The 23475-nt window shown below is 69.1% G+C and carries 25 protein-coding genes; 19 read left to right on the top strand and 6 right to left on the bottom strand.

From position 1 onward, the window contains the following. Positions 1-29: 29 nt before the first annotated feature. Positions 30-299 (top strand): RNA-binding S4 domain-containing protein, encoded by a 270-nt coding sequence (locus HLA95_RS12215; protein ID WP_191062619.1) that lies wholly within the window; start codon positions 30-32, stop codon positions 297-299. Positions 300-302: 3 nt separating this feature from the next. Here the strand turns inward: HLA95_RS12215 and HLA95_RS12210 are convergent, their stop codons facing one another. Further along, positions 303-998, bottom strand: coding sequence for a YggS family pyridoxal phosphate-dependent enzyme (locus HLA95_RS12210; RefSeq protein WP_222183481.1), 696 nt, complete (start codon positions 996-998; stop codon positions 303-305). A gap of 616 nt (positions 999-1614) precedes the next feature. Between HLA95_RS12210 and HLA95_RS12205 the strand changes: the two genes are divergently transcribed. The 12 genes from HLA95_RS12205 to HLA95_RS12150 all read left to right on the top strand — a co-directional run bounded on the left by HLA95_RS12205 (position 1615) and on the right by HLA95_RS12150 (position 13602). Further along, a complete protein-coding gene (locus HLA95_RS12205; protein WP_191058580.1) occupies positions 1615-2703 on the top strand; it encodes a porin in 1089 nt (362 codons plus the stop codon). A 175-nt stretch (positions 2704-2878) separates the two neighbouring features. Next, a complete protein-coding gene (locus HLA95_RS12200) occupies positions 2879-3451 on the top strand; it encodes a hypothetical protein (protein WP_222183479.1) in 573 nt (190 codons plus the stop codon). Between the two features lie 124 nt (positions 3452-3575). Beyond that, positions 3576-4118 carry a DUF3576 domain-containing protein gene (locus tag HLA95_RS12195; RefSeq protein ID WP_223861413.1) on the top strand — a complete coding sequence of 181 codons (543 nt, stop codon included), beginning with the start codon at positions 3576-3578 and terminating at the stop codon, positions 4116-4118. A gap of 49 nt (positions 4119-4167) precedes the next feature. Then, a complete protein-coding gene (leuS, locus tag HLA95_RS12190) occupies positions 4168-6729 on the top strand; it encodes a leucine--tRNA ligase (protein WP_191058582.1) in 2562 nt (853 codons plus the stop codon). 14 nt (positions 6730-6743) lie between these two features. Beyond that, a complete protein-coding gene (locus HLA95_RS12185) occupies positions 6744-7271 on the top strand; it encodes an LPS assembly lipoprotein LptE (protein ID WP_191058583.1) in 528 nt (175 codons plus the stop codon). Then, positions 7268-8296, top strand: a complete 1029-nt coding sequence (holA, locus tag HLA95_RS12180; protein WP_191058584.1) for a DNA polymerase III subunit delta — start codon at positions 7268-7270, stop codon at positions 8294-8296. The genes HLA95_RS12185 and holA overlap by 4 nt, the downstream gene beginning before the upstream one ends. A gap of 98 nt (positions 8297-8394) precedes the next feature. Beyond that, on the top strand, positions 8395-9393 hold the full coding sequence (locus HLA95_RS12175; RefSeq protein WP_191058585.1) for an ABC transporter permease: 999 nt from the start codon (positions 8395-8397) through the stop codon (positions 9391-9393). Beyond that, entirely contained in the window at positions 9390-10556 is a 1167-nt protein-coding gene (locus HLA95_RS12170; protein ID WP_191058586.1) for an ABC transporter permease, read from the top strand. The genes HLA95_RS12175 and HLA95_RS12170 overlap by 4 nt, the downstream gene beginning before the upstream one ends. A 249-nt stretch (positions 10557-10805) precedes the next feature. Further along, positions 10806-11990 carry a UbiH/UbiF/VisC/COQ6 family ubiquinone biosynthesis hydroxylase gene (locus tag HLA95_RS12165; protein WP_191058587.1) on the top strand — a complete coding sequence of 395 codons (1185 nt, stop codon included), beginning with the start codon at positions 10806-10808 and terminating at the stop codon, positions 11988-11990. A 124-nt stretch (positions 11991-12114) separates the two neighbouring features. Further along, the gene (locus tag HLA95_RS12160) at positions 12115-12711 is read left to right on the top strand and encodes a biotin transporter BioY (RefSeq protein ID WP_191058588.1); all 597 of its coding nucleotides are present in this window, start codon (positions 12115-12117) and stop codon (positions 12709-12711) included. Continuing rightward, positions 12708-13151 (top strand): DUF1284 domain-containing protein, encoded by a 444-nt coding sequence (locus tag HLA95_RS12155; protein ID WP_222183477.1) that lies wholly within the window; start codon positions 12708-12710, stop codon positions 13149-13151. Before HLA95_RS12160 ends, HLA95_RS12155 begins: the two co-directional genes overlap by 4 nt. 13 nt (positions 13152-13164) lie before the next feature. Then, entirely contained in the window at positions 13165-13602 is a 438-nt protein-coding gene (locus tag HLA95_RS12150; RefSeq protein WP_191058937.1) for a GFA family protein, read from the top strand. A gap of 10 nt (positions 13603-13612) precedes the next feature. Here HLA95_RS12150 and pyk read toward each other — a convergent pair whose 3' ends face one another. Then, a complete protein-coding gene (gene pyk, locus HLA95_RS12145) occupies positions 13613-15028 on the bottom strand; it encodes a pyruvate kinase (RefSeq protein ID WP_191058938.1) in 1416 nt (471 codons plus the stop codon). Between the two features lie 179 nt (positions 15029-15207). Here pyk and HLA95_RS12140 point away from each other — a divergent pair, with 179 nt between their 5' ends. From HLA95_RS12140 to HLA95_RS12130, 3 genes are read left to right on the top strand one after another with little or no spacing between them, the layout of a single operon-like run. Beyond that, positions 15208-15999 (top strand): ComF family protein, encoded by a 792-nt coding sequence (locus HLA95_RS12140; RefSeq protein ID WP_223861446.1) that lies wholly within the window; start codon positions 15208-15210, stop codon positions 15997-15999. A gap of 59 nt (positions 16000-16058) precedes the next feature. Beyond that, the gene (grxC, locus tag HLA95_RS12135; protein WP_191058939.1) at positions 16059-16343 is read left to right on the top strand and encodes a glutaredoxin 3; all 285 of its coding nucleotides are present in this window, start codon (positions 16059-16061) and stop codon (positions 16341-16343) included. A 28-nt stretch (positions 16344-16371) separates the two neighbouring features. After that, positions 16372-16797 carry a DUF1178 family protein gene (locus HLA95_RS12130; RefSeq protein WP_191058940.1) on the top strand — a complete coding sequence of 142 codons (426 nt, stop codon included), beginning with the start codon at positions 16372-16374 and terminating at the stop codon, positions 16795-16797. Between the two features lie 21 nt (positions 16798-16818). Here HLA95_RS12130 and HLA95_RS12125 read toward each other — a convergent pair whose 3' ends face one another. Then, positions 16819-17850: a helix-turn-helix domain-containing protein gene (locus HLA95_RS12125; protein WP_223861447.1), complete on the bottom strand. Its 1032-nt coding sequence runs from the start codon at positions 17848-17850 to the stop codon at positions 16819-16821. 216 nt (positions 17851-18066) lie between these two features. On the opposite strand from HLA95_RS12125, the gene HLA95_RS12120 reads away from it, so the two are divergent. Beyond that, complete coding sequence (locus tag HLA95_RS12120; RefSeq protein ID WP_222183475.1) at positions 18067-19065, top strand: alpha/beta hydrolase family protein; 999 nt, start codon at positions 18067-18069, stop codon at positions 19063-19065. 4 nt (positions 19066-19069) lie between these two features. Here the strand turns inward: HLA95_RS12120 and HLA95_RS12115 are convergent, their stop codons facing one another. The 3 genes from HLA95_RS12115 to ubiG form a co-directional block, all read right to left on the bottom strand. After that, positions 19070-19498: a hypothetical protein gene (locus tag HLA95_RS12115; RefSeq protein WP_191058941.1), complete on the bottom strand. Its 429-nt coding sequence runs from the start codon at positions 19496-19498 to the stop codon at positions 19070-19072. A gap of 91 nt (positions 19499-19589) precedes the next feature. Beyond that, positions 19590-20036: a hypothetical protein gene (locus HLA95_RS12110; RefSeq protein WP_191058942.1), complete on the bottom strand. Its 447-nt coding sequence runs from the start codon at positions 20034-20036 to the stop codon at positions 19590-19592. A gap of 124 nt (positions 20037-20160) precedes the next feature. After that, positions 20161-21006 carry a bifunctional 2-polyprenyl-6-hydroxyphenol methylase/3-demethylubiquinol 3-O-methyltransferase UbiG gene (gene ubiG, locus HLA95_RS12105; protein ID WP_191058943.1) on the bottom strand — a complete coding sequence of 282 codons (846 nt, stop codon included), beginning with the start codon at positions 21004-21006 and terminating at the stop codon, positions 20161-20163. 193 nt (positions 21007-21199) lie between these two features. Here ubiG and HLA95_RS12100 point away from each other — a divergent pair, with 193 nt between their 5' ends. Then, positions 21200-22423 (top strand): aspartate kinase, encoded by a 1224-nt coding sequence (locus tag HLA95_RS12100; protein ID WP_191058944.1) that lies wholly within the window; start codon positions 21200-21202, stop codon positions 22421-22423. 8 nt (positions 22424-22431) lie between these two features. Further along, complete coding sequence (locus HLA95_RS12095) at positions 22432-23475, top strand: NAD(P)H-dependent flavin oxidoreductase (RefSeq protein WP_191058945.1); 1044 nt, start codon at positions 22432-22434, stop codon at positions 23473-23475.

Here is a 23475-nt window from a genome sequence, read left to right as displayed (position 1 = left end):
CGGTTGAGGGCCGGTGAAAAGGAGGCAACTTGCACGACGAAGCGCTGAGACTGGACACCTGGCTCTGGCACACGCGGTTCTGCAAGACCCGCACGGATGCCCAGAAGCTCGTCGAAGGCGGCCGGGTCCGCGTCGACGAACGGATCGTGACCAAGGCTCATCTTCAAGTGCGCACCGGCATGGTGCTGACCCTGCCCCAGGGGCGGGACATCAAGGTGGTCCGGGTGCTGGCGATGCCCAAGCGCCGCGGGCCCTATGCCGAGGCCCGCGAGCATTATCAGGAGCTGCCGCTGGCCTGAGCGTCAGCCGCCGGATGCTGGCCTGGGCGGCCGTTCGCCGAAGATGCTGGAGCCGACCCGCACGGTGGTGGCGCCGAAGCGGACCGCCTCCTCGTAATCGGCGCTCATGCCGATCGACACGCCGGCCAGGCCATGGCGCTTGGCGAGCTTGGCCAGCAACGCGGTGTGCGGGGCGATGTCCTCCCCCTCGGGCGGGATCGCCATCAGCCCCTCGATCGCCAGGACCAGCTCGTCCCGGCACAGCTGCAGCAGCTCGTCGAGCCCGTCCGGCAGGACGCCGCCTTTCTGCGGCTCCTCGCCGGTGTTGACCTGGACGTAGAGCCTGGGCAGGCGGCCCTGCCGGTCGCGCTCCTTGGCCAGGGAGCGCGCCAGCTTCGGGCGGTCCAGCGTCTGGATCACGTCGAACAGCGCCACCGCGTCCGCGGTCTTGTTGGTCTGCAGCGGCCCGATCAGGTGGAGCTCCAGGTCCGGATGAGCCTCGCGCAGCGGCGTCCAGCGGCTGCGCGCCTCCTGCACGTAGTTCTCGCCGAACACGCGCTGCCCGGCCGCGAGCGCCGCCTGGACCCGCGGGGCCGGCTGCAGCTTGCTCACCGCCACCAGCGTCACCAAGCCCGGTTCGCGGCCGGCGCGCTCCGCGGCCACGGCGATCCGTTGCCGCACCTCGGCCAGTGCCGAGGCGATTTCCTGCTCGACGTCCATCGGCTCGCATGCTCGTGGTTGGAGGATGACGGGCGACTGCCTCCCCCCGGCTGATCCACCAAACCGCGTGCGGACGCAAGCGGTTGGCCTCCTGGCATCGTCGGAGCCGGCCCGCCCGGACCTCGTTCTCGCTCTGTCGGCCTGCATGGCGGCTGGATCCGTCTTACCAAGTGGGCTGGCGGTCGAGATGCCGGCCGGTAGTGGTCTGCTGGCGGGTCGGCGTGAAGAGATCGATCAAGAACCAAAAAAATATGGATAAAATTTTTCGAGTTATTACTCTATCCGGATAGGTGGGTTTCCATTGTGAGATCAATCGTCGTGACTTCGTAAAGACTGTTGCATTCATGTCTTCCGATTTCTGTATGCGGGCGAGAAACCCGCACCGCATCTACTTTGAGTGTTGTGCCGGCGGCAAGAAGGCATGTTGCACTAATGTCGCAGGGCTCCGACTACGCCCAGTGGAAGCAGCGAAACGAGTTGAGGCGTGCAGGCGTGGTGGGCAACTACTCCCTCGGCGACTGGGCCGTGAAGGTCACCTGGTTTATCGGATAGGATCTCGTTCGGAACCTCCGGTCCGGTTCAGAAGGTCGCGCTAGTTCGAGAAGGAAGGATAGATATGAGGATCAAGACCCTCCTGTTGGCCGGCGTGGCCTCAGGCGTTGTCGCGGCCGCCGGGGCCGCCAACGCGGCCGAGGTGATGCCGGGCGGCGCGCTCGATATCACCCTGTCCGGTCAGCTGCGGGCGGGCGTGCTGTTCGGCGAGAACGACTCGATCAACGGTCGTGGCCCCGACACCGGTGACCGCGGCTACGGCATGTACACCAACAACCGTTTCTTCATCGACGTCCGTGGCAAGGACGACGGCAGCCTGATGGAGTACGGCGGCCGGTGGCGTCTGCGCCTCGACAACGGTCGTGGCTCGGAAAACAACCTGGTCGACCGCAGCTGGCTGTTCATCCGCGGCGGCTGGGGTGAGGTTCGCCTCGGTAACGAAGTGGGCCCGGCCGACAACTCGAAGGTCTTCTCGAGCGTGATCGCGGCCGGTACCGGTGGTATCGACGGTGACTTCAACCCGGCCTTCAACGGCAGCAACGGCTTCGACTCGGTCTACACCTTCGTCGTGCCGCTGAGCGGCGCCGCGACCAAGATCGTGTACTACACGCCCGAGATCGCGGGCTTCCAGGCCGGTGTGTCGTTCGCTCCGGATGACGACGCTGGTGGTCTGGTCAGCCAGATCAACGACCGGACGGGTGATCGCGATCACCTCGAAGGTGCGGTCACCTACCGCGGTGCCTTCGCCGGTGTCGACCTGCTGGCCGGCGTGACCGGTTCTGCCGGCAAGACCGAGGACGGCGACGACTTCAACGGCATCAGCGGTGGTCTGTCGTTCGGCCTGTTCGGCTTCAACCTCGCCGGCGCCTACGGCTACAACGGCGGCGATGTGCCGGACGTGAACTGGTGGAACGTCGGCATCGGCGGCGCCTTCGGCCCGGCCAAGCTGGCCCTCGAGTACTCCACGGCGAACGGCGACTCGACGAACGGCATCACCACCGTCGAGACCGACCCGACTGCCATCGTCCTCTCGGGCACGATGGGCATCATGCCGGGCGTCTCGTTCCTGACCGAGCTTGGCATGTACGACAGCGACCTGCCGGGCTCCGACGACAGCTTCGCCGGCCTGGTGGCGGTCGACATCCAGTTCTGATCCGGTCCCCGAAAGGGGCATAGATCTGCTGGGATGCTGCGGCGGGGGATGCCCCGCCGCAGTTTTTTCTTTTCCTCCTCGCACTGTGCTTGGCGCCCTGGCAGAATGGCGGGCACGGCGTAGATGTGGATGAAGTTGCCCGGATCGTCGGGCGGACCTGCGGGAGTGGCCTGGGATGTGGCGGTTGCTGGTGGCCAGCATCGTCGGGTTGATGGGGATGAGCCAGGTCGCGGCAGCAGCCGATCTGGTCGCCGGGGGCTATGTCGGCCAGTCGGGCGAGCCCGTCGCCGACAGCGAGCGTCCCGGCACGATGAGCTTCGGCTTCACGCCCAGGGGCAGCGCCACGGACCGCCTGCGCTTCGACCTGACCGCGGCACCGCTCGACGTCGCTCCGCAGCCGCGTGCGGCGACCTCGCTCGCTGGTGGCGATGACCAGGGCTTCGTGCTGGGCGGTGCAGTGGTCTGGAACGACTGGACCTTCAACAGCACCATGCAGCAACTGGGCGAGGGACGGTTCCAGACCGAGCTGGTCGGGGCCGGAGTCGCCTATGGCGGGGTCGCGGCAAGGCTGGCGCTGGCGGAGACCGAGACCCCGGTCGGCGACACGCGCTCGACCATGCTGCTCAGCACCGATCTGGCCGCCTGGTCCTGGCTGACCCTGGAGGGCGACCTCGCCATCACCGGCCGCAGCGAGAGCCGGCCCGATGGCGATGCCGCCGGCCGGTTCGGCATCCGCCTGAGCTTCTGATCGCCCTGCCTGTTTTGCCGGCCGGCGCGCCCGGACTGGCGGAACGCCGGCGCCGTGCTATGGTCGCGCCGCGGAGAGGGTATAGGGACGACCCTCTGATCTTTGGCGGACCCGGGCTCGCATCGTGCGCAGAACACTCACCAGCATCCTGTTCGTGGCCGCGCTCGCCGGCTGCAGCGAAGAAGTGACACCGCCGGTCACCCAGTCGGAAGCCGGCGTGTGGGACACGGACCAGGCCCGGCGCCGCCAGGACACAGGCACGATCTTCGGCTCGGACGGGCTGACCCTCTACGGCTCCCGCTCGCGAGAGGCCAAGGCCCGGCAGGAGGAATCCGGCGGGGTCGGGGTGAACAGCTATCTCTGGCGCGCCTCGCTCGACACGATCGACTTCATGCCGGTCGCCAATGCCGACCCGTTCGGCGGGCTGATCACCACCGACTGGTTCCAGCCGGCGGAGACGCCGAACGAACGCTTCAAGCTGCAGGTGCTGGTGCGCGACCAGGCCCTGCGCGCGGACGGGATCAAGGTGTCGGTCTGGCGGCAGACCCGCTCGGAGAGCGGCGACTGGCTGGATGCCCCGGTCGATCCGCAGACCGCCCTGGCGCTGGAGGACCGGATCCTCACCCGGGCGCGCCAGCTCCGGATCGCTGCTGCCGCCACCGACTGACCGGCACGACTTACCCCTTCTTCTCGCCTGGACCGGACCGAATTCCGCCATGTCCCGATATGCGTTGCGTGCCGCCGAACAGAAATGGCAGCGGATCTGGGAAGAACGCCGCCTGTTCGAGGCGCGGGTCGACAAGACCAAGCCCAAGTACTTCGCCATGGAAATGTTCCCCTATCCATCGGGGCGCATCCATATGGGCCATGTCCGCAACTATACGCTGGGCGACCTGATCGCCCGCTACAAGCGGGCCCAGGGCTTCAACGTGCTGCATCCGATGGGCTGGGACGCGTTCGGCCTGCCCGCCGAGGGCGCTGCGATCAAGCGCGGCATCCACCCGGCCAAGTGGACCTACGCCAACATCGGGGAGATGCGGGCGCAGCTGAAGACGATGGGCCTGTCGATCGACTGGTCCCGCGAGATCGCGACCTGCTCGCCCGAATACTACAAGCACGAGCAGGCGATGTTCCTCGACTTCCTCGAGGCGGGCCTGGTCTATCGCAAGGAGAGCTGGGTCAACTGGGACCCGGTCGACAACACGGTGCTCGCCAACGAGCAGGTGATCGACGGCAAGGGCTGGCGCTCCGGCGCCCCGGTCGAGCGGCGCAAGCTGAACCAGTGGTTCTTCAAGATCACCGATTATGCCGATGATCTCCTGAAGAGCCTGGAGAAGCTGGATCGCTGGCCGGAAAAGGTCCGGCTGATGCAGCAGAACTGGATCGGCCGCTCGGAAGGCGCGAAGGTCCGCTTCGCGGTCGAGGGCCGCAACGAGCCGCTGGTGGTCTACACCACCCGGCCGGATACGCTGTTCGGCGCGTCCTTCCTGGCGATCGCCCCGGACCACCCGCTGGCCGAGGAGCTTTCCCGAACGAACCCGAGCCTTCGCGCGTTCGCCGAGGAGTGCAAGCTGCTGGGCACCTCCGAGGAGGCGCTGGAAAAGGCCGAGAAGAAGGGCTTCGACACCGGCCTGAAGGCGCGCCACCCGTTCCTGCCGGACGTCCTGCTGCCGATCTATGTCGCCAACTTCGTGCTGATGGACTACGGCACCGGCGCCATCTTCGGCTGCCCGGCCCACGACCAGCGCGACCTGGAGTTCGCCCGCAAGTACGGCCGGCCGGTCATCCCGGTCGTGCTGCCCGAGGGGGCCGACCCGGAAACCTTCACGATCGGCGACGAGGCTTATACCGAGGACGGTCGGATCTTCCATTCCGACTTCCTGGACGGGCTGGACGTGCCGACCGCCAAGAAGACCGTGATCGACCGGCTGGAGGCGATGGGCGTCGGCGAGCGCCAGGTGCAGTTCCGCCTGCGCGACTGGGGCCTGTCCCGCCAGCGCTACTGGGGCTGCCCGATCCCGGTGCTCTATGCCGAGGACGGCACGGTGGTGCCGGTGCCACGCGACCAGCTCCCGGTGACCCTGCCGGAGGACGTGGACTTCTCGAAGCCCGGCAACCCGCTCGACCTTCATCCGAGCTGGAAGCACACGACCCTGCCCGACGGCCGGCCCGCCACGCGCGAGACCGACACGATGGACACGTTCGTCGAGTCCTCCTGGTACTTCGCGCGCTACTGCTCGCCGGACTTCGAGGACGGCCCCTGCCGCAAGGAGGAGGTCGATTACTGGCTGCCCGTCGACCAGTATATCGGCGGCGTCGAGCATGCGGTGCTGCACCTGCTCTATTCGCGCTTCTTCACCCGGGCGATGCGGAAGGTCGGCTACCTGTCGATCGACGAGCCGTTCCAGGGCCTGTTCACCCAGGGCATGATCAACCACCAGACCTTCCAGGACGAGCAGGGCAACTGGCTGGAGCCGGGCAAGGTCAGGAAGAACGACGCCGGGCAGTGGGTGACGGTCGACGGCGAGCGGCCGGTCAAGGCCGGCCGGGTCGAGAAGATGAGCAAGTCCAAGCTCAACACGATCGACCCCACCGACATCATCCAGGCCTATGGCGCCGACACCGCCCGGCTGTTCATGCTCTCGGACAGCCCGCCGGACCGCGACCTGGAATGGACCGATGGCGGCATCGACGGGGCCTGGCGCTACCTGAACCGGCTGTGGCGCCTGGTCGACGAGACCAGGGACCGGCTGGGCGAGCCCGGCCCGGTGCCCGACCAGGCCAGCGGTGCCGACCTGGAGCTGCGCCGCGCCGTCCACGTGACGATCGACGGGGTGACCCATGCGATCGAGCGCTTCCACTTCAACAAGGCGGTGGCGCTGCTGCGCGAGCTGCACAACACGATCGAGGGACACCTCAAGCGCGGCCAGCCTGGGCCTGCGGTGCTGCGGGAGGCGATCGAGACGCTGGTGCGGCTGTTCAACCCGATGATCCCGCACGTCACCGAGGAGGCCTGGGCGACGCTGGGCCATGACCGGCTCCTGGCCGAGACCGACTGGCCGGTCGCCGATCCCGGCCTGATGGGTGCCGAGGAGGTGACCCTGCCGATCCAGGTGAACGGCAAGCGGCGCGGCGAGATCCGGGTGCCCAAGGGGGCCGAGCGCGCGGCCGTCGAGGCGGCGGCACTCGCCGAGCCCGGCACGGTCCGGGCGATGGAGGGCAAGCCCTTGAAGAAGATCATCGTGGTGCCGGACAAGATCGTGAACGTGGTGGTCTGATGGCGAGCCCGGCCATGCGGCGCCGCTCCCTCCTGGTCCTGCCGGCCGGCCTGGCGCTCGCCGGCTGCGGCTTCCAGCCGCTCTATGGCGAGTTCTCGGCCGGCCAGGACGTGCGCGCCGAGCTGGCCTCGGTCAACGTGATCGTCCCGCACGGGCGGCTCGGCCAGACCCTGAAGGCGGCGCTGGCCACCGACCTCAACCCGTCCTCGCTCCAGGTGCCGGCCGACTATGATCTCGCCATCTCGATCGGGCGGACCACCAAGGCCCTGGCGATCCAGCTGAATGCCACGATCACGCGCTACGACCTGATCCTGGATTCGGTGTTCAGCCTGAACCGGCGCAGCGACGGCGTCCCGGTCTACCGCAACCGGGTCCGCCGGATCGCCAGCTACAATGTCAGCCGGGCGCCGTATTCGACCCAGGTGGCCGAGGAGGACGCCGAGCGGCGTGCGGCGGTGGACAGCTCGCGGCAGATCGCGACCCTGCTGGCCGTGTTCTTCCGTGAGCAGAACCAGCCGGCGGACCAAGAGACCGCCTCGTGATCGTCCAGCCGAAGCGGATCGAGGCCTTCCTCGCCGCACCGGACGCGGGCCTCTCCACCTTCCTGGTCTACGGGCCCGACCGCGGCCTCGTGGTCCAGCGGATCGAGGCGCTGCTCGACCGGCTGGTCGGCGACCGCTCGGACCCCTTCCGGGTGGGCGAGCTGCCGGCGGAACGGATCGCCGCCGATCCCCGCCTGCTCCTGGAGGAGGCGCAGAGCCTGTCGCTGCTGGGTGGGCGGCGGGCGGTGCGGGTGCGCGACGCCGACGACCGGATCAAGGGGGCCGTGCGCGAGCTCCTGAAGCTGCCGGCGCAGGAGAGCCTGGTGCTGCTGGAAGGCGGCGACCTGCCCGGCTCCTCGGACCTGCGCCGGGCGATCGAGAAGGCGCCGCAGGCGGCCTCCCTGGCCTGCTATCGCGACGAGGGCCGCACGCTCGAGGAGGTGCTGCGCCAGGAACTGCAGCGCCATCGCCTGGTCGTGGACCGCGATGCCTTCGGGGCGCTCTTGGCCTCGCTGGGGTCCGATCGCGCCGTCACCGTCGCCGAGATCGAGAAGCTGGCGATCTATGTGGGCGACCCGCCCGGCAAGGTCGGCCTCGCCGACGTGCGGGCGGTGATCGCCGATGGCGGCGTGCTCAGCCTGGACGACCTGATCCTGGACCTGCTCACCGGCGACGGGCCGGGCCTGGTGGCCGATCTCGACCGGCTGCTGGGCGAGGGCGGCAACGAGATCATGATCGTGAACCGCCTCCAGGCCGCGTTCGGCCGCCTGGCCCGGCTGCGCGCGGAGCTCGATGCCGGCAGCTCGCCGGACCAGGTGGTGGCCGGCCTGTTCTGGAAGCTGCGCGATCCCTGGAAGAAGGCGCTCGGCCGCTGGACGGTGCGTGCGGCGCAGCGGGCGATGCGCGAACTCCTGGAGCTCGACCTGCGCCTGAAGGGCGAGGGCGGGCCGCCCCGGCGCGAGCTGATCGACCGGGTCCTGCTGGTGCTGTGCGATCCGCGGCTGCGGGGTGCCGGGGGCGCCTGAGCCGGCCTTTCCGGAAATGCGCTGGCCACGGGCCATGGCGATTTCTCTTGCCAGCGAAAGGCACTAGCATCCCGGGCGTCCGCTCGGGGGAACGCTCGTTGCTCAGCTACGTGATCCGTCGGTGCCTCACCATGATCCCGACGTTGATCGCGATCAGCGTCGTCGTGTTCGTGATCATCCAGCTCCCGCCCGGCGACTATCTCACCAGCCAGCTGGCGGAGATGCAGTCGCAGGGCGAGAACATGCCCCAGGCGCAGCTCGAGCATCTGCGCCAGCAGTACGGCCTCGACCGGCCCTTGTGGGAGCAGTACCTGTTCTGGGCCTGGGGCCTGCTCCAGGGCGATCTCGGCTGGTCGTTCGAGTACAACCTGCCGGTCAACGACGTCATCGGCGACCGGGTGCTGCTGACCTTCATCGTCAGCTTCGCGACGATCATCTTCACCTGGATCATCGCGTTCCCGATCGGCATCTACTCGGCCACCCATAAATATTCCTGGGGCGACCACGGCCTGACGCTGCTGGGCTTCCTGGGCCTGGCCACGCCGAACTTCCTGCTGGCCCTGGTGATGCTCTACTTCGCCAATGTCTGGTTCGGCACGTCGATCGGCGGGCTGGTCGACCCGGAATTCGTCGACCAGCCGATGTCCTGGGCCAAGTTCGTCTCCGTGCTGGAGCATATGTGGATCCCGGTGCTGATCATCGGCACGTCGGGCACCGCCGCCATGATCCGCCGGCTGCGCGCCAACCTCCTGGACGAATTGAGAAAGCCCTACGTGGTGACCGCGCGGGCCAAGGGGCTGCCGCCGCACCGGGTGCTGGTGAAGTATCCATTGCGGGTGGCGCTGATCCCGTTCGTCGCCGACATCGGCAACCTCCTGCCGGAATTCATCAGCGGTGCGGCGCTGGTCTCGGTGGTGCTCTCCCTGCCGACCACCGGGCCGATGCTGGTACGGGCCTTGCAGACCCAGGACATGTATCTCGCCGGCTCGTTCCTGATGCTGGAGGCGACGCTGGTGGTGATCGGCACGCTGGTGTCCGACATCCTGCTGGGCTTCCTCGACCCCCGGATCCGGCTGGGGGCCGGGGCGGAACGATGAGCGAGCGCCGTCATCCGCTGAGCGAACGCTGGGCCGACACCACCCCGTTCGATCCCAACCGCGAGGAGCCCGCCGATCCCGAGCGGGAGCGCTGGGCCAGGGCGTCCCAGTGGCAGCTCCTGTGGTGGCGCTTCAAGCGGCACAAGCTGGCGGTGGTGTCGATGTGGTTCCTGGCGTTCATGTACGCCACGATCTTCGTCACCGAGTTCCTGGCCCCGCATGGCCGGGACTCGCGCAACGCGTTCGCGATCAACAGCCCGCCGCAGATGGTCCACCTGTTCCACGAGGGCGAGTTCGTCGGGCCGTTCGTGTATGGCTGGAAGCAGACGCTCGACATGGAGACGCTCAAGCGGATCTATGTCCCGGACACGACCAAGGTGCAGAAGCTGCGCTTCTTCTGCCGGGGTGACCCCTATCTGTTCTGGGGCATGATCCCAGGGGACCGCCACCTGGTCTGCCCGGCGGAGAACGGCACCTTCTACCTGATGGGCTCGGACCGGCTGGGCCGCGACATGTTCTCGCGCATCCTCTACGGCGCCCGGGTATCGCTCACCATCGGCCTGATCGGCATCACGGTGAGCTTCGTGCTCGGGATCACGCTGGGCGGCATGGCCGGCTGGTACGGTGGCTGGGTCGATTCCGCGGTCCAGCGCGTGATCGAGGTGATCCGCTGCTTCCCGACCATCCCGCTCTGGCTGGCGCTCTCGGCGGCGATGCCGGTCGACTGGGACCCGCTATGGGTATTCTTCGGCATCACCATCATCCTGGGCCTGATCGACTGGACCGGGCTGGCGCGCGCGGTGCGCTCCAAGATCCTGTCCCTGCGCGAGGAAGACTTCGCGCAAGCCGCGACCTTCATGGGCGCCACGCCGGCAAGAGTGATCGGCCGCCACCTGATCCCGTCCTTCACCAGCCATTTGATCGCATCCGCCACCCTCTCGATCCCGAGCATGATCCTGGGCGAGACGGCGCTCTCCTTCCTGGGCCTGGGTGTGCGCCCGCCGATCGTGTCCTGGGGCGTGCTCCTCAACGACGCGCAGAACATCAACGTCGTGGCGCTCTATCCCTGGCTGCTCCTGCCGGTGGTGCCGGTGATCCTGGTGGTGCTGGCCTTCAACTTCATGGGCGACGGCCTGCGCGACGCGGCCGATCCATACCAGTGACCGACAGCCGGAAAAAAAACAGCCCGGAGGCGTACCTCCGGGCTTAATGGCCACGAAGCGGCGGCTCGGTGGCCGCCGTTCGTGGCGCTCGGGCCAAAAGGAAGATGGTCACCCCCATCTGCTAGCAAGGGGTGTGCCAGAGCGGCCGGCACAGGGGCAGGCCAGTGCCGAAGCCGGTGCCGGTTGGCGAGAAGTTCGCCAGATGCCTATCCTGTCGGCACAGCCGGGGACCTTGCGGAAGGAGCAGCGGTGACGGAGTTCGACGTGGTGATCGCCGGTGGCGGGCTGACGGGCCTGGCCGTGGCCGCCGGGATCGGCCGGATCGGCGGGCGGGTCCTGGTGATCGAGCAGGAGCGCATCGACCGGCTGGTCGAGCCTACTTTCGACGGGCGGGTGACGGCGGTGGCGCTGGGCTCCAAGCGCCTGCTCGACCGCTACGGGGCCTGGGACGCCATGGCCGAGCATGCCGGGCCGATCCTCCATATCGAGGTGGGCGAGAAGAACTCGCCGGCCAACGTCCATTACGACCATCTCGACGTGGGCCAGGAGCCGTTCGGCTGGATCGTCGAGAACCGCGACCTCCGCAAGGCGCTGATCGCGCGGGTCGACGCCCTGCCGAGCGTGGAGGTCGTGGCCGGGCACCGCATCCAGGCCTTCGACCGCACGCCGGCCCGGATTACGGTGGATCTGGGCGGCCGGTCGGTTTCCGCCCGGCTGCTGCTCGTGACCGAGGGCCGGTTCAGCCGGACCCGCGCCATGCTCGGCATCGACACGGAGGAGTGGGACTATCACCAGCGCGCGCTGGTCTGCACGCTCGCCCACGACCTGCCCCATCACGGCCGGGCGGTGGAGCGGTTCTTCCCGGACGGGCCGTTCGCGATGCTGCCGATGCGCGGGCTGCGCTCCTCCATCGTCTGGGCGCTGGAGGAGCGGCTGGCCGAGGAGGTGGCCGGGCTGAATGATGGCCTGTTCCTGGCCGAGGTGGCGGAGCGGTTCGGCGATGCGCTGGGCGAGCTGGAACTGGTGGGCCCGCGCTTCTCCTATCCGCTGCGCATGGTGATGGCCGAGCGCGCCACCGACGAGCGAGTGGCGCTGGTGGGCGATGCCCTGCGCGGCATCCATCCGATCGCCGGCCAGGGCTGGAACCTGGCGCTGCGCGACGTGGATGCGATCGTCGATCTGGTCACCGAGCGGTTGAGCGCCGGGCTCGATCCCGGCGATGCCGGGACGCTGGCGGCCTACGCGTCGCGACGGCGACTGGACGGTATCTCGATGGTCGCGATCACCGACGGGATCACCCGGCTGTTCGGCAACGACCTGTTCCCGCTGAAGCTGGCGCGCGAGACCGGCCTGGCGGTGGTCGAGCGGTTGCCGCCGCTCAAGCGCCTGTTCATGCGCCACGCCATGGGCACGCTCGGCATCGGCGAAAGCTGACCCTGCCAGGATCCGGGGCAGCCTGGTGGGCCTGATCCGGGTGGAGCCGCGGTCGGCCGCGCGCTAGCTTCGCGTCGGGCCGTGCCTGCCACGGCCGATCCGACCGCATGCCAGGAGCCTTGCCTTGCACCCTGCTGCCGAGACCGCCGTCCTGCCCGCCTCGTTCGTGCCGCTGCGCCTGTCCGACCGCCCGCTCGCCTGGAAGCTCCTGGCCGTGCTGCTGGGTACGCTGTTCCTCGCCGCCTCGTCCTGGATTGAGGTGCCGATGCTGCCGGTGCCGATGACGATGCAGACCTTCGCCATCACGCTCGTCGGCGCCACCTATGGCTGGCGGCTCGGCACGCTGACCGTGCTCGCCTGGCTGGGCCAGGCGATGGTCGGGCTGCCGGTCCTGGCCGGCGGTGCCGGCGGGCCCCAGCATTTCATGGGCCCGACCGCGGGCTATCTCGCCGCCTTCCCGGTCGCAGCACTGCTGGTGGGCTGGCTGGCCGAGCGCGGCTGGACGGGGCGCGGCATCGCCGCCTCCTTCGGCACGATGCTGCTGGGCAATTTCGTCATCCTGCTGCTGGGCGCTGCCTGGCTCAGCGGCCTGATCGGCGTCGACGCTGCGCTGCACGCAGGCGTCCTGCCGTTCCTGCCGGGAGCGTTCCTGAAGGCGGGGCTGGCGGCCGCGCTTCTGGTGGCATGGCGCCGCACCGGGCGGAGTGCTGTCGACCAGTGACCGTCCGCCTGCGCGCCCATCACCTCCTGTGCATGCTGACCTATGTCGGCAAGGGCTACAGCCCGGCCTTCTGTGCCGGGTTCGATGCGATCGCGCGCCGGCTGAGCGACCGTGAGGAGATCCTGATCGTCGAGGGGCCGGACGATGTCTGCCGGCCCCTGCTGGGCGAGGAAGGCGCGCATTGCCACCGGCCGGGCGTCCTGGAGCGGGACCGCCGGGCCGCGGCGGCGGTATCGGCCCTGCTCGACCGGCCGATCGCGCCGGGCGAGCGGCTGAGGCTCGACCCGCGGCTGCTGGCCCGCCTGCGCCGCGCGTTTGCGGCCGGCACCATCCGCACCGCCTGTGGCAAATGCGAATGGGCGGAACTCTGCACCGGGATCGCGGCGAACGGCTATGCCGGCATCCGCCTCGACATGGCGAAGGACGTCGAAGCCGCCTGAGGGGGAGAGTGGGATGACGCAGGACCAGACGACCGGCTCGCTGGCCCAGGCCGAGGGTGGCTGCCAGTGCGGCGCCATCCGCTTCCGGCTCGAGCGGCCGCCCTTGCAGCTCTATGTCTGCCACTGCACCCAGTGCCGCCGGCAGTCGGCCTCCGCCTTCGGCATCTCGGTGATCATGCCAGCCGACGGAGTGCGCCTGCTCCAGGGCGAGCCGACGGTCTGGAGCCGGCCCACGCGGAGCGGCGACGAGTTGCGCTGCGCGTTCTGTCCCACCTGCGGGAGCCGGCTCTGGCATCGCTCGGCGCGCAGGGGCGTCTTCAGCGTGAAGGGCGGAGCGCTCGACCGGCCGGTCGATCTGGGCGACGCCTTCCATATCTGGACGGCGGAGAAGCTGCCGGGCGTGGTGATCCCGGACGGGGCGCGCCAGTATCCGGGCGAGCCCCCGAGGTGACCGGCGCGGATCAGGTCACCCAGGCGATCCGCAGGAGGTTGGTGGCGCCCGGCGTGCCGAACGGCAGGCCCGCCGTGATCACCACGCAGTTGCCGGCCTGGGCGAAGCCTGCCTCGACCGCGTAGCGGCGCGCCTTGTCGACCATCTCGTCAAGCGAATGGGCGTCGCCGGTGAAGATCGGGTGGACACCCCAGGCGAGCGCCAGCTTGCGCGCGGTACCCATCCGGGTGATCAGGCCGATGATCGGGCGGTCGGGCCGCTCGCGCGCGGCGCGCAGTGTGGTGGCGCCGCTGGTCGAGTAGGTGACGATCGCCACCGCCTGCATGGTGTGGGCGACCTGGCCGGCGGCCAGGGTGATCGCGTCCGCCGTCGTGCGCTGCGCCTGGGCGTGGTAAGCGTCGAGATAGGTACGGTAGAGCGGGTCGCGCTCGGCGGTCTTGATGATCCGGTCCATGATCTGGACGGCCTCGACCGGATAGTCGCCCGACGCGCTCTCGGCCGAGAGCATCATGGCATCCGCGCCGTCGAACACGGCAGTGGCGACATCCGAGGCCTCGGCCCTTGTGGGGGCCGGCGCCTTGATCATGCTTTCCAGCATCTGGGTGGCGACGATCACCGGCTTGCCCTGCTCGCGGGACGCCCGGATGATCTTCTTCTGCAGGCCCGGCACCACTTCCGGCGGCATCTCCACGCCCAGGTCGCCGCGCGCGACCATGATGCCGTCGACCAGTTCCAGGATCTCGTCCAGCCGGTCGATCGCCTGCGGCTTCTCGATCTTGGCCATGATCGCGGCGCGGCCCACCACCAGCTTGCGCGCCTCGGCCACGTCGTCGGGACGCTGGACGAAGCTCAGCGCCACCCAGTCGAAGCCCATGTCCATGCCGAACGACAGGTCGTTCAGGTCCTTGGGCGTCAGCGCCGAGATCGGCAGGACCGCGTTGGGGACGTTCACGCCCTTGCGGTTCGACAGGGGCCCGCCGGTGACCACCACCGTGTCGGCGCTCTCGGAGGTGACCTTCTCGACCCGGAGCCGGATCTTGCCGTCGTCGAGCAGGAGCTCGGTGCCGGGCTTGATCGCCTTGAAGATCTCGGGATGGGGGAGCTGGACCGCCTGCACGTCGCCGGGCCCGCCGTTCAGCTCCAGCCGGAACGGCCGGCCGGCGACCAGGTCAACCTTGCCGTCCGCGAAGGTGCCGATCCTGAGCTTGGGCCCCTGCAGGTCCATCAGGCAGCTGATCGGCCGCTGGCGCTCCTTCTCGATTGCCCGGACGATCCGGAAACGCTCGGCATGGTCCTCGTGGCTGCCATGGCTGAAGTTGAAGCGGAACACGTCCACGCCGGCCTCGGCCAGCTCGCGGATGCGCTGCTCGGTCGTGCTGGATGGGCCCAGCGTGGCCACGATCTTGGCGCAGCGTTCGCGACGCATGATGAATCCCCGTTCATAGGCCCGGCCCCTATAGCTTCGCCCGGTTGCGATGTCATGTCACGGCTGGACGGGACTGCATGTTCCGGCATGACCGGCCGGGTGTCACCGTCCGGACATTGTGTTTCCGGAAAGCAAATGGTACGACTTTTTCTCAACTTCGGGTTGAGGGAAGGTGCCGCATGCTGCAGCCGTCCGTCCTGCTGCCGTCCCTGCGCGGGAGCCTGCTCGGGATGGGGCAGGTGCTGATCGATGCCGTGCTGCCGCCCCGTTGCCCGTCCTGCGGCGACATGGTCGAGCGCCAGGGCAGCCTGTGCCCGCCCTGCTGGCACAAGCTGCGCTTCATCGCGGAGCCGGCCTGCCAGCGCTGCGCCACTCCGGTGCTAGGCGCTCCGGACGGCGCCATCGTCTGCCCCTCCTGCATCGTGAGCCCGCCCGTGCATGATCGCGCCCGGGCCGCCCTGTGCTACGACAGTGCCACTGCGCCGATGATCCTGGCGATGAAGCATCGCGGGCGGCTGCAGGCGGTCCGGGCGTTCGGCGCCTGGATGGCCAGGGCCGGGCACGACCTGTTCGGCGAGAGCGACGGGCTGGTGCCGGTGCCGCTCCATCGCTGGCGGATGCTGTGGCGCGGCTACAACCAGTCGAGCCTGCTGGCCCGCGCGGTGGCGCGCCAGGTCGGCCTGCCGGTCATGGACGAGGCACTGGCACGGCGGCGGGCCACGCGCAGCCAGCAGAGCCTGAGCGGCGCGGACCGTGCCCGCAATATGGCCGGCGGCGTGTTCGACGTGCCGGCACGCAGCCTTGTCGAAGGTCGCCGGTTGATCCTGGTGGACGATGTGCTGACCACCGGCAGCACGCTCGCAGCCTGCACTTCGGCCCTGCTGGAGGCCGGTGCCGCCCAGGTGGATGTCCTGGTGCTCGCGAGGGTGGTGCGCGGCGATTTGATGACCATATCGTCACCAGGAGAATGACAGCCGGGCCGGAGTGCTCCGTTCGATCCGGCAATGACCTGCGGAGAACGGTTGCAGCCATGCCTAGGATCGAGATCTACACGACGCCGATCTGCCCCTACTGCATCAGAGCCAAGCGGCTGCTCGACAAGAAGGGCGTCGCCTACGAGGAGATCGACCTCTGGTCCGAATCGGGCCGGCGCGGCGAGATGGTCCAGCGGGCCGGCGGTCGCACGACCGTGCCGCAGATCTTCATCGACGGGCAGGGAGTCGGCGGCTCCGACGACCTGCATGCGCTGGAAGCGGCCGGACGGCTGGACGCCCTGCTCGGGCAGGGCGAGCCGGCTGCCGCCAGCCGCACCTAGCGGCCATCATGCTGCCAGGAGCCGCATCGTGATCAAGTTCACCCTGCGTTGCCAGTCCGGCCATGAGTTCGAGGGCTGGTTCCGTGATAATGCCGCCTTCGAGGACCAGGCCGGCAAGGGCGTGCTCACCTGCCCGGTCTGTGGTGACGTCCGGATCGCCAAGTCGATCATGGCGCCGGCAGTGCGCACCTCGGAGAACGCGGCCGCCGCGCGTGCCGAGCAGCGCGCCCGCATGAAGGCCTTCATGCAGCAGCTCCGTGCCGCGCACGAGCATGTCGAGAAGAACTTCGAGAATGTCGGCGAACGGTTCGCCGAGGAAGCGCGCGCCATCCATTACGGCGAGAAGGAGCAGCGCGACATCTTCGGCCAGACCACGCTCGAGGAGGCGCAGAGCCTGCACGACGAGGGCATCGGCTTCGGCTTCCTGCCGCCCTTGCCCAAGGCCGACGCCTGACGCCTCGGCGGCCCGGGCGCCTCAGCCCGGGCCGGCGCTGGCCGAAGCCTCTGCTTGCGTCGGGCCTCCCTTGTCGGCCCGCCAGGCCATGGGACTCGTCCCCGTCACCCGCCGGAACTCCCGGTTGAAGTTCGACTTCGTCTGGAAGCCGACCTCCAACATGATGGCCGTGACCGGCAGGTCCGTGTCGGCGAGGAGACGGCAGGCTTCGGCGATCCGGTGATCGTTGACGTATTGCGAGACGTTCCGGTTGCGCAGCCGGTTGACGGCCGCCGAGATACGCCGCGCGGGGATCCCTGCCTTGCGGGCCAGGCGATCGAGGTTGAGGTCTGGCTCGCGGAACACGCGGCGGGTCCGCATGAGCGTGTCGATCTGCCGGACGATCTCGACGTCCTTGCTGTCCGCGGGCGGCATGGCAGGCGGCGCTGGCTCCTCGGCGGGCGCCTGCCTGCGCCCGGCCACCGCGGCGGCGATGCCCAGGAGCAGCAGGACCGGCACGTTCGCGAGTCCTACCAGGAGGGCAGCATGGCCGCCGCCCCACCACTGGAGGTCGAGCCAGATGGCGAGGTCGAGGAAGGCGGAGGCGAGGAGGGCCGCCGCCGTGACCTGAACTGCCCGGTGGACCAGAGGGGCCTCGTCGAGCGGCGCCAGGCGCAGCGCATCCGGGCCGGCCAGGGCCAGCCGGACGAGTGCCGAGCCATAGGCCAGGAAGGTCGCGATGATCACGACGTCGATCGGGCCGGGCCACAGGACGATCAGCACGAGCACGAGGCAGGCCGGCAGCGCATGGGGCCAGCGGCGCTGGCGGCCGGCCGCTGTCAGGCCTGCGAAGCAGAGCCAGGCGAGCGGCGGCAACAGGGCGGCCAGGACCGATTGCAGGGGCAGGATGGCTTCGATCCCGTAGCCCCAGCGCAGGCCGATGATGACTGACAGAATCGCATAGACCGCGATGAGCGCCACGAAGCGCCGGTCGGCCGGACGATCGTCACCGCGCGTAGCCATGCGCCCGAGCAGGATCGCGAGGAGCAGGGCGACCACCCATGGAAGCGGCACGAAGATCAAGGGCAGCCCGCCGACGGGGTTCTACGGGGTGACCCTGTATAGAGGCCGGATGCTCCCGCCGCGACGGTCCCGCGTCTTTCCGCGGCCTTCGGAGAGCCGGATCGCGATCCAGGCCGGCCTCGATCGCGAAACAGGTCGCCGCCCGGATGGACGGATCGTCTCCTCGCCATGTGCCACCGGCAGAGGTGGCCTGAGGAGAAGCAATCCATGAAGCTCTGTTCGATCATGCTCACTTGCATGCTCGTCCTGGCCGGCGGAGGAGCCCAGGCCGTGGGCTTCCAGCATGTCCGGGTTCCGGACCCGCAGGATGCAGCGATCGAGGTCGGCATCTGGTACCCGAGCGACGCAGCGGTCCCGGCCGACCTCGACATCCCCGTCCGGCAGGCGCTGGCGCCGGATGCCCCAATTGCCGGCGACCGCCTGCCGCTGGTGGTCATCTCCCACGGGTCGGGCGGATGGATCGGCGGCCATGCCGATCTGGCGCTGGCCCTGGCAGAGGCCGGATTCGTCGTCGCGGCACCGGCGCATACCGGCAACCACAGCGAGGACGAGCGCTACCCGCCCGCCCGGTGGATGGTCGAGCGGCCAAGGCAGGTGGGGCTGGTGCTCGACTACCTGCTGGGCGCATGGAGCGGGCGGGATCGCATCGATCCTGGCGCCATCGGCATCTTCGGCTTCTCGGCCGGCGCCTTCACCGCCCTGGTGGCCGTCGGCGCCGTTCCGGACCTGGAGCGGATCGCGGCCCACTGTGCCGGCCACCCCGATGAGCATGCGTGCAGGATCGGCGGGCTGCCCTTGCCCGGCACGGCCGGCACGGACCTCGCGTGGCACCACGACCCGCGCATCCGGGCTGCGGTGGCGGCTGCGGTCGGCTTCGGCTTCGACGCGGCGGCGCTCGCGGAGGTGGACGTGCCGGTGCAGCTATGGGCCGCTGCGGAGGACCGGGTCGTGCCGTACCGGACCAACATGGCGCTCCTCCGCTGGTCGCTGCCGGCGGTGCCCGAGTTCCACCTGGTGGCGAAGGCCGGGCATTTCGCGTTCCTGCGGCCCTGCGATCCCCGGCTGGAGAGCGCGGCGCCCGATGTCTGGACGATGGTCTGCATCGACGCGCCGGGCTTCGACCGGGCAGCCTTCCACCGGCGGCTCAACGACGAGGTCGTGGCCTTCTTCCGCAGGACGCTGCGGCCATCGGCGCCACGACCGTGACTGTCTAGAGCTTGGTCGCGCTGTAGATCGTCGGGCTGTCGCTGCTGAGGAGGCCCACGCCGTTCAGGTGATCCTTCGACCGGCGCATCGTGGCGTGGGTCAGCTCGAAGCGGACGCCGCCGACCACGACATAGCCCTTGTAGGTGCAGGACTGGCCGGCGGTCGGCTGGATCACCCCGAAGGCCTTGCGGCTGGTGCCGCCTCTGCCGGCACAGGTCGAGCGGTCGGCCGTGAACGCGCCGGTCGGCTTGATCTCGAACGTGCAACTCATCCAGAACGGTGGCGTGGCCACGTGGTGGGTGAAGAAGACCTGCCACGTGCCGACGAGATCACTCTGGCTGCAGGCCGCTGTGGCGGGGGCAGCCGGCGCCAGGCAGGCGAGCGCCAGGGTGGCCCCAGCCGCGCCGCGGATCAGGCGGTTCAGACGCGACATCAGATTTTCTCCGCTTGAGCGGTCAGTGCGCACCGCTGCGTGTCCCACGGGGGCCGGCACCCTGGCAGAAGCGCGCCCGGGTGCCGGCAGGTCAGAGCTTGGTCGCGTTGAACACGATGGACCCCGCCGGGGACGAGCCGGCCCCGTCGATATGGTCCTTGCCGCGGGACAGGGCGCCGCGCGTCAGGGAAACCCGGAGGCTGCCCAGCTGGTAGGAGCCATGGATGATGCAAGTGCTGCCGCCGATGTTCTCGACCGAGCCGGATACCTTGGTCTGCTTGCCCGCCTGATCGGTGCACACCGAGTTCTGCGGGTTGATCGTTCCGTCCGGTTTGATGGCGAACGTGCAGCTGTGCCAGTAGGGGTCGCGGATCGGCGCGAAGATCGATGCAGGTGCCGGCGGGTAAGTAATGACATAGTACTGCCACAGCCCGGCCAGATCCGCCTTGCTGCAGGCTGCCAATGCCGTACTGGCCTGGCCTGTACCGAGGACGAGAGCGAACGCGGCCGCCAGCCGGCCCCAAGATAGACGGGACATCTGCACCTCCGTGCCCGATTGATCGGACATTCTGGTTCTTTGCTGGCTTATGTCCGCCGGCGGAGGCTGGCAAGTGCTATAGTTAATATTGCTCCATTTTCTCCGGAAACACAGAGAAAAAAAGTTAAAGGCGCGCTGCGACCAGCAGGTAGTTCACGTCCGGCCGCGGCGCGTCGACGAACCGCCCGGTCCGCGCATCCCAGGTGACGCCGCGGAGTTCCTGCACGACCAGCCCGCTGCCACGCACCCAGCGCGCCAGCTCCGACGGCTGGACGAAGCGGCGCCAGTCATGGGTGCCGGCCGGCAACCAGCGCAGCAGATATTCCGCCGCCACGATCGCCTGCAGCCAGGCCCGGTTGGTGCGGGCGATGGTGGACACGACCAGCAGGCCGCCCTCGGCCACGCAGGCGGCCGCCTCCTGGACGAGCCGCTCGGGATCCTCCGCGTGCTCGACCACCTCCAGCGCGGTCACCACGTCGAAGCGCCGGTCCTCTGCAGCCAAGTCCGCGACCGTGGCCTCGCGATAGTCGATCCGCAGTTCCTGTTCCTCGGCATGGAGCCTGGCCGCGGTGATCACCTCGGCGGCCGGGTCGATCCCGGTTACCTCCGCACCCAGTCGCGCCATCGGTTCGCACAGGAGGCCGGCGCCGCAGCCGATGTCGAGCAGGCTGCGCCCGACCAGCGGGGTGCGCTGGGCCGGGTCGCCCCCGAACTGCCGGCAGATCGCATCGCGGATCACGCCGATGCGCCAGGGGTTCATGGCATGGAGCGGCGCCATCGGCCCGGCCGGGTCCCACCACTGGTCGGCCAGTGCCGCGAACTTCTGGACCTCGCGTGGATCGAGCGCCGGATCCGGGCGCGGCCCGCCCGCCTCCTGCTTGCCCGGCTTCTGCCCGACTGGCTTCTGCCCCGCCGGCTTCGACCTGGCCGCCGGCCTGCGCTTCGCCTTGCGCTCTTCATTGCCGACCATGCTCTTCCTCACGCTTGCGATCACCGGCTTTCCAGCGGGCCCGGCGGTCGCCCGTGCCGCCCTGGCCGGGCTTGTGGTAGACAAGCGCCGCCAGTATGAGAACCGCGTCCATTCAATCGTGGGATGACGTGCTCCGCGTGCGCGGCCGGTGCTCCCGCCCCATTTCGCCACCCCATCTCGAGAGCGTCGATCCTTGGCTCTGCTCGTCCAGAAGTATGGCGGCACGTCCGTCGCCGATCCAGACCGCATCCGGAACGTCGCACGCCTGGTCAAGCGTGCGGTGGACGACGGCCATCAGGTAGCCGTGGTGGTGTCGGCCATGGCCGGGACCACCAACCAGCTGGTCAAGTGGGTGGACGAGCTGGACGCCGGCCATTTCGACCCGGCCGAATACGACACGGTGGTCGCCGCGGGCGAGCAGGTGACGAGCGGCCTGCTCGCGGTGGCGCTCAACCAGCTGGGCGTGAAGGCCCGCTCCTTCCAGGGCTGGCAGGTCCCGCTCGTGACCGAGGGCGGTCATGCCAAGGCCCGAATCGAGAGCGTGCCCCCGGACAACCTCCTGCGCACGCTGGGCGAGGGGAAGGTGGCGGTGATCTCCGGCTTCCAGGGGATCTCGCCGGACGGCCGGATCGCGACGCTGGGCCGTGGCGGCTCGGACACCTCGGCGGTCGCGATCGCCGCGGCGGTCAAGGCAGACCGCTGCGACATCTATACCGACGTCGACGGCGTCTACACGACCGATCCCCGGATCAGCGACAAGGCGCGCAAGATCGACCGGATCACCTATGAGGAGATGCTGGAGCTGGCCTCGCTCGGCGCCAAGGTCCTGCAGACCCGCTCCGTGGCGCTCGCCATGCAGCACCAGGTCCGGGTGCAGGTACGTTCCAGCTTCGAAGACAAGCCCGGCACGCTGGTGGTCGGCGAGGACGAGATCATGGAAAGCAACATCGTCACCGGCATCGCGCACAGCAAGGACGAGGCGAAGATCACCCTGGCCGGTGTCACGGACCAGCCGGGCGTGGCCGCGGCGATCTTCGGGCCGCTGGCCGATGCCAACATCAATGTCGACATGATCGTCCAGTCGGTGTCCTCCGACGGGGCGACCACGTCCATGACCTTCACCGTGGGCAAGGCCGACCTGATCCGGGCCAAGGCGCTGCTCGAGGGGCTGAAGCAGAGCGTCGGCATCGAGCGGATCGACGCGGATGGCAACGTGGTGAAGGTCTCGGTGGTGGGCGTGGGCATGCGCAGCCATGCCGGCGTCGCCCACACCATGTTCCGCACGCTCGCCGAGCGCGGCATCAACATCCAGGCGATCTCGACCTCCGAGATCAAGGTCAGCGTGCTGATCGGCGCCGACTACATGGAACTTGCCATCCGCTCGCTCCATTCTGCCTATGGCCTGGATGCCGGATAACAGTGACCATGCTCCCTTCCCATCCGTTGCTGGCAGCCGCCTCCGCCCGGGGATGCCGGTTCCTGGGCTGTGAACTGGCGTTCCTCGGCGGTGCCATGACCTGGGTGAGCGAGCGCAACCTGGTGACGGCGCTGGGCCAGGCCGGCGCCTTCGGGGTCCTGGCCTGCGGCGCGATGACCCCGGACCGGCTGGACGAGGAGATACAGGCGGTCCAGGCCCTGTCCGACGCACCGTTCGGGGTCAACCTGATCGTGATGCACCCGGACCTGGCGCAGCTCGTCCAGGTCTGCCTGGACCGCAAGGTCTCGCACATCGTCCTGGCCGGCGGGCTGCCGCACAAGGACACGATCCAGGCGATCCGCCAGGGCGGGGCCAAGCTCGTCTGCTTCGCCCCCACTTTGGCGCTGGCCAAGAAGCTGGTCCGCTCCGGCGCCGATGCCCTGGTGATCGAGGGCAGCGAGGCGGGCGGCCATGTCGGCCCGGTCTCGACCTCGGTGCTGGCGCAGGAGATCCTGCCGTTCATCACCGATGTGCCGGTGTTCGTGGCCGGCGGGATCGGGCATGGCGAGATGATCGCGGCCTATCTGTGCATGGGGGCCGCGGGCGTGCAGATGGGCACCCGCTTTGCCGCCGCGACGGAATCCGTCGCCCATCCCGCCTTCAAGCAGGCCTTCGTGCGAGCCAGCGCCCGCGACGCGGTAACCTCGGTGCAGATCGACCCGCAGTTCAAGGTGATCCCGGTCCGAGGCCTGGTGAACACCGGGACCGAGCGGTTCGCCGAGACCCAGGTGGAGGTGATCGGCCGCTTCCGGCGCGGCGAGACCAGCTTCGAGGAGGCCTCGCTCCAGATCGAGCGCTTCTGGGCGGGTGCCTTGCGCCGCGCCGTGGTCGAGGGCGATGTCGAGCAGGGTTCGCTGATGGCCGGCCAGAGCGTCGGCTTCGTCAAGGCGGTCGAGCCGGTCGCGGACATCCTGGCGGAACTGGTGGCGCAGACCGAGGCGGCGCTGGCCCGTCGTGCGCCGGCGGGTGCCTTGCCCGCGGCCGCGGAGTAG

It is taken from the genome of Geminicoccus harenae (assembly GCF_019800005.1).
In the GTDB taxonomy this organism is placed as follows: domain Bacteria; phylum Pseudomonadota; class Alphaproteobacteria; order Geminicoccales; family Geminicoccaceae; genus Geminicoccus; species Geminicoccus harenae.
The sequence above is the reverse complement of the archived record's forward strand: the minus strand, read 5'-3'. Positions and strand labels throughout refer to the sequence as shown.

Bases quoted from the DNA above. Each gene is read 5' to 3' on its own strand.
- HLA95_RS12140 (WP_223861446.1), top strand. From the start codon at position 15,208: ATGCTGCAGCCGTCCGTCCTGCTGCCGTCCCTGCGCGGGAGCCTGCTC.
- HLA95_RS12095 (WP_191058945.1), top strand. From the start codon at position 22,432: ATGCTCCCTTCCCATCCGTTGCTGGCAGCCGCCTCCGCCCGGGGATGC.
- HLA95_RS12185 (WP_191058583.1), top strand. From the start codon at position 6,744: ATGCGGCGCCGCTCCCTCCTGGTCCTGCCGGCCGGCCTGGCGCTCGCC.
- leuS (WP_191058582.1), top strand. From the start codon at position 4,168: ATGTCCCGATATGCGTTGCGTGCCGCCGAACAGAAATGGCAGCGGATC.
- HLA95_RS12210 (WP_222183481.1), bottom strand. From the start codon at position 998: ATGGACGTCGAGCAGGAAATCGCCTCGGCACTGGCCGAGGTGCGGCAA.
- HLA95_RS12120 (WP_222183475.1), top strand. From the start codon at position 18,067: ATGAAGCTCTGTTCGATCATGCTCACTTGCATGCTCGTCCTGGCCGGC.
- HLA95_RS12200 (WP_222183479.1), top strand. From the start codon at position 2,879: ATGTGGCGGTTGCTGGTGGCCAGCATCGTCGGGTTGATGGGGATGAGC.
- pyk (WP_191058938.1), bottom strand. From the start codon at position 15,028: ATGCGTCGCGAACGCTGCGCCAAGATCGTGGCCACGCTGGGCCCATCC.
- ubiG (WP_191058943.1), bottom strand. From the start codon at position 21,006: ATGGTCGGCAATGAAGAGCGCAAGGCGAAGCGCAGGCCGGCGGCCAGG.
- HLA95_RS12150 (WP_191058937.1), top strand. From the start codon at position 13,165: ATGACGCAGGACCAGACGACCGGCTCGCTGGCCCAGGCCGAGGGTGGC.
- grxC (WP_191058939.1), top strand. From the start codon at position 16,059: ATGCCTAGGATCGAGATCTACACGACGCCGATCTGCCCCTACTGCATC.
- HLA95_RS12170 (WP_191058586.1), top strand. From the start codon at position 9,390: ATGAGCGAGCGCCGTCATCCGCTGAGCGAACGCTGGGCCGACACCACC.
- HLA95_RS12115 (WP_191058941.1), bottom strand. From the start codon at position 19,498: ATGTCGCGTCTGAACCGCCTGATCCGCGGCGCGGCTGGGGCCACCCTG.
- HLA95_RS12110 (WP_191058942.1), bottom strand. From the start codon at position 20,036: ATGTCCCGTCTATCTTGGGGCCGGCTGGCGGCCGCGTTCGCTCTCGTC.
- HLA95_RS12205 (WP_191058580.1), top strand. From the start codon at position 1,615: ATGAGGATCAAGACCCTCCTGTTGGCCGGCGTGGCCTCAGGCGTTGTC.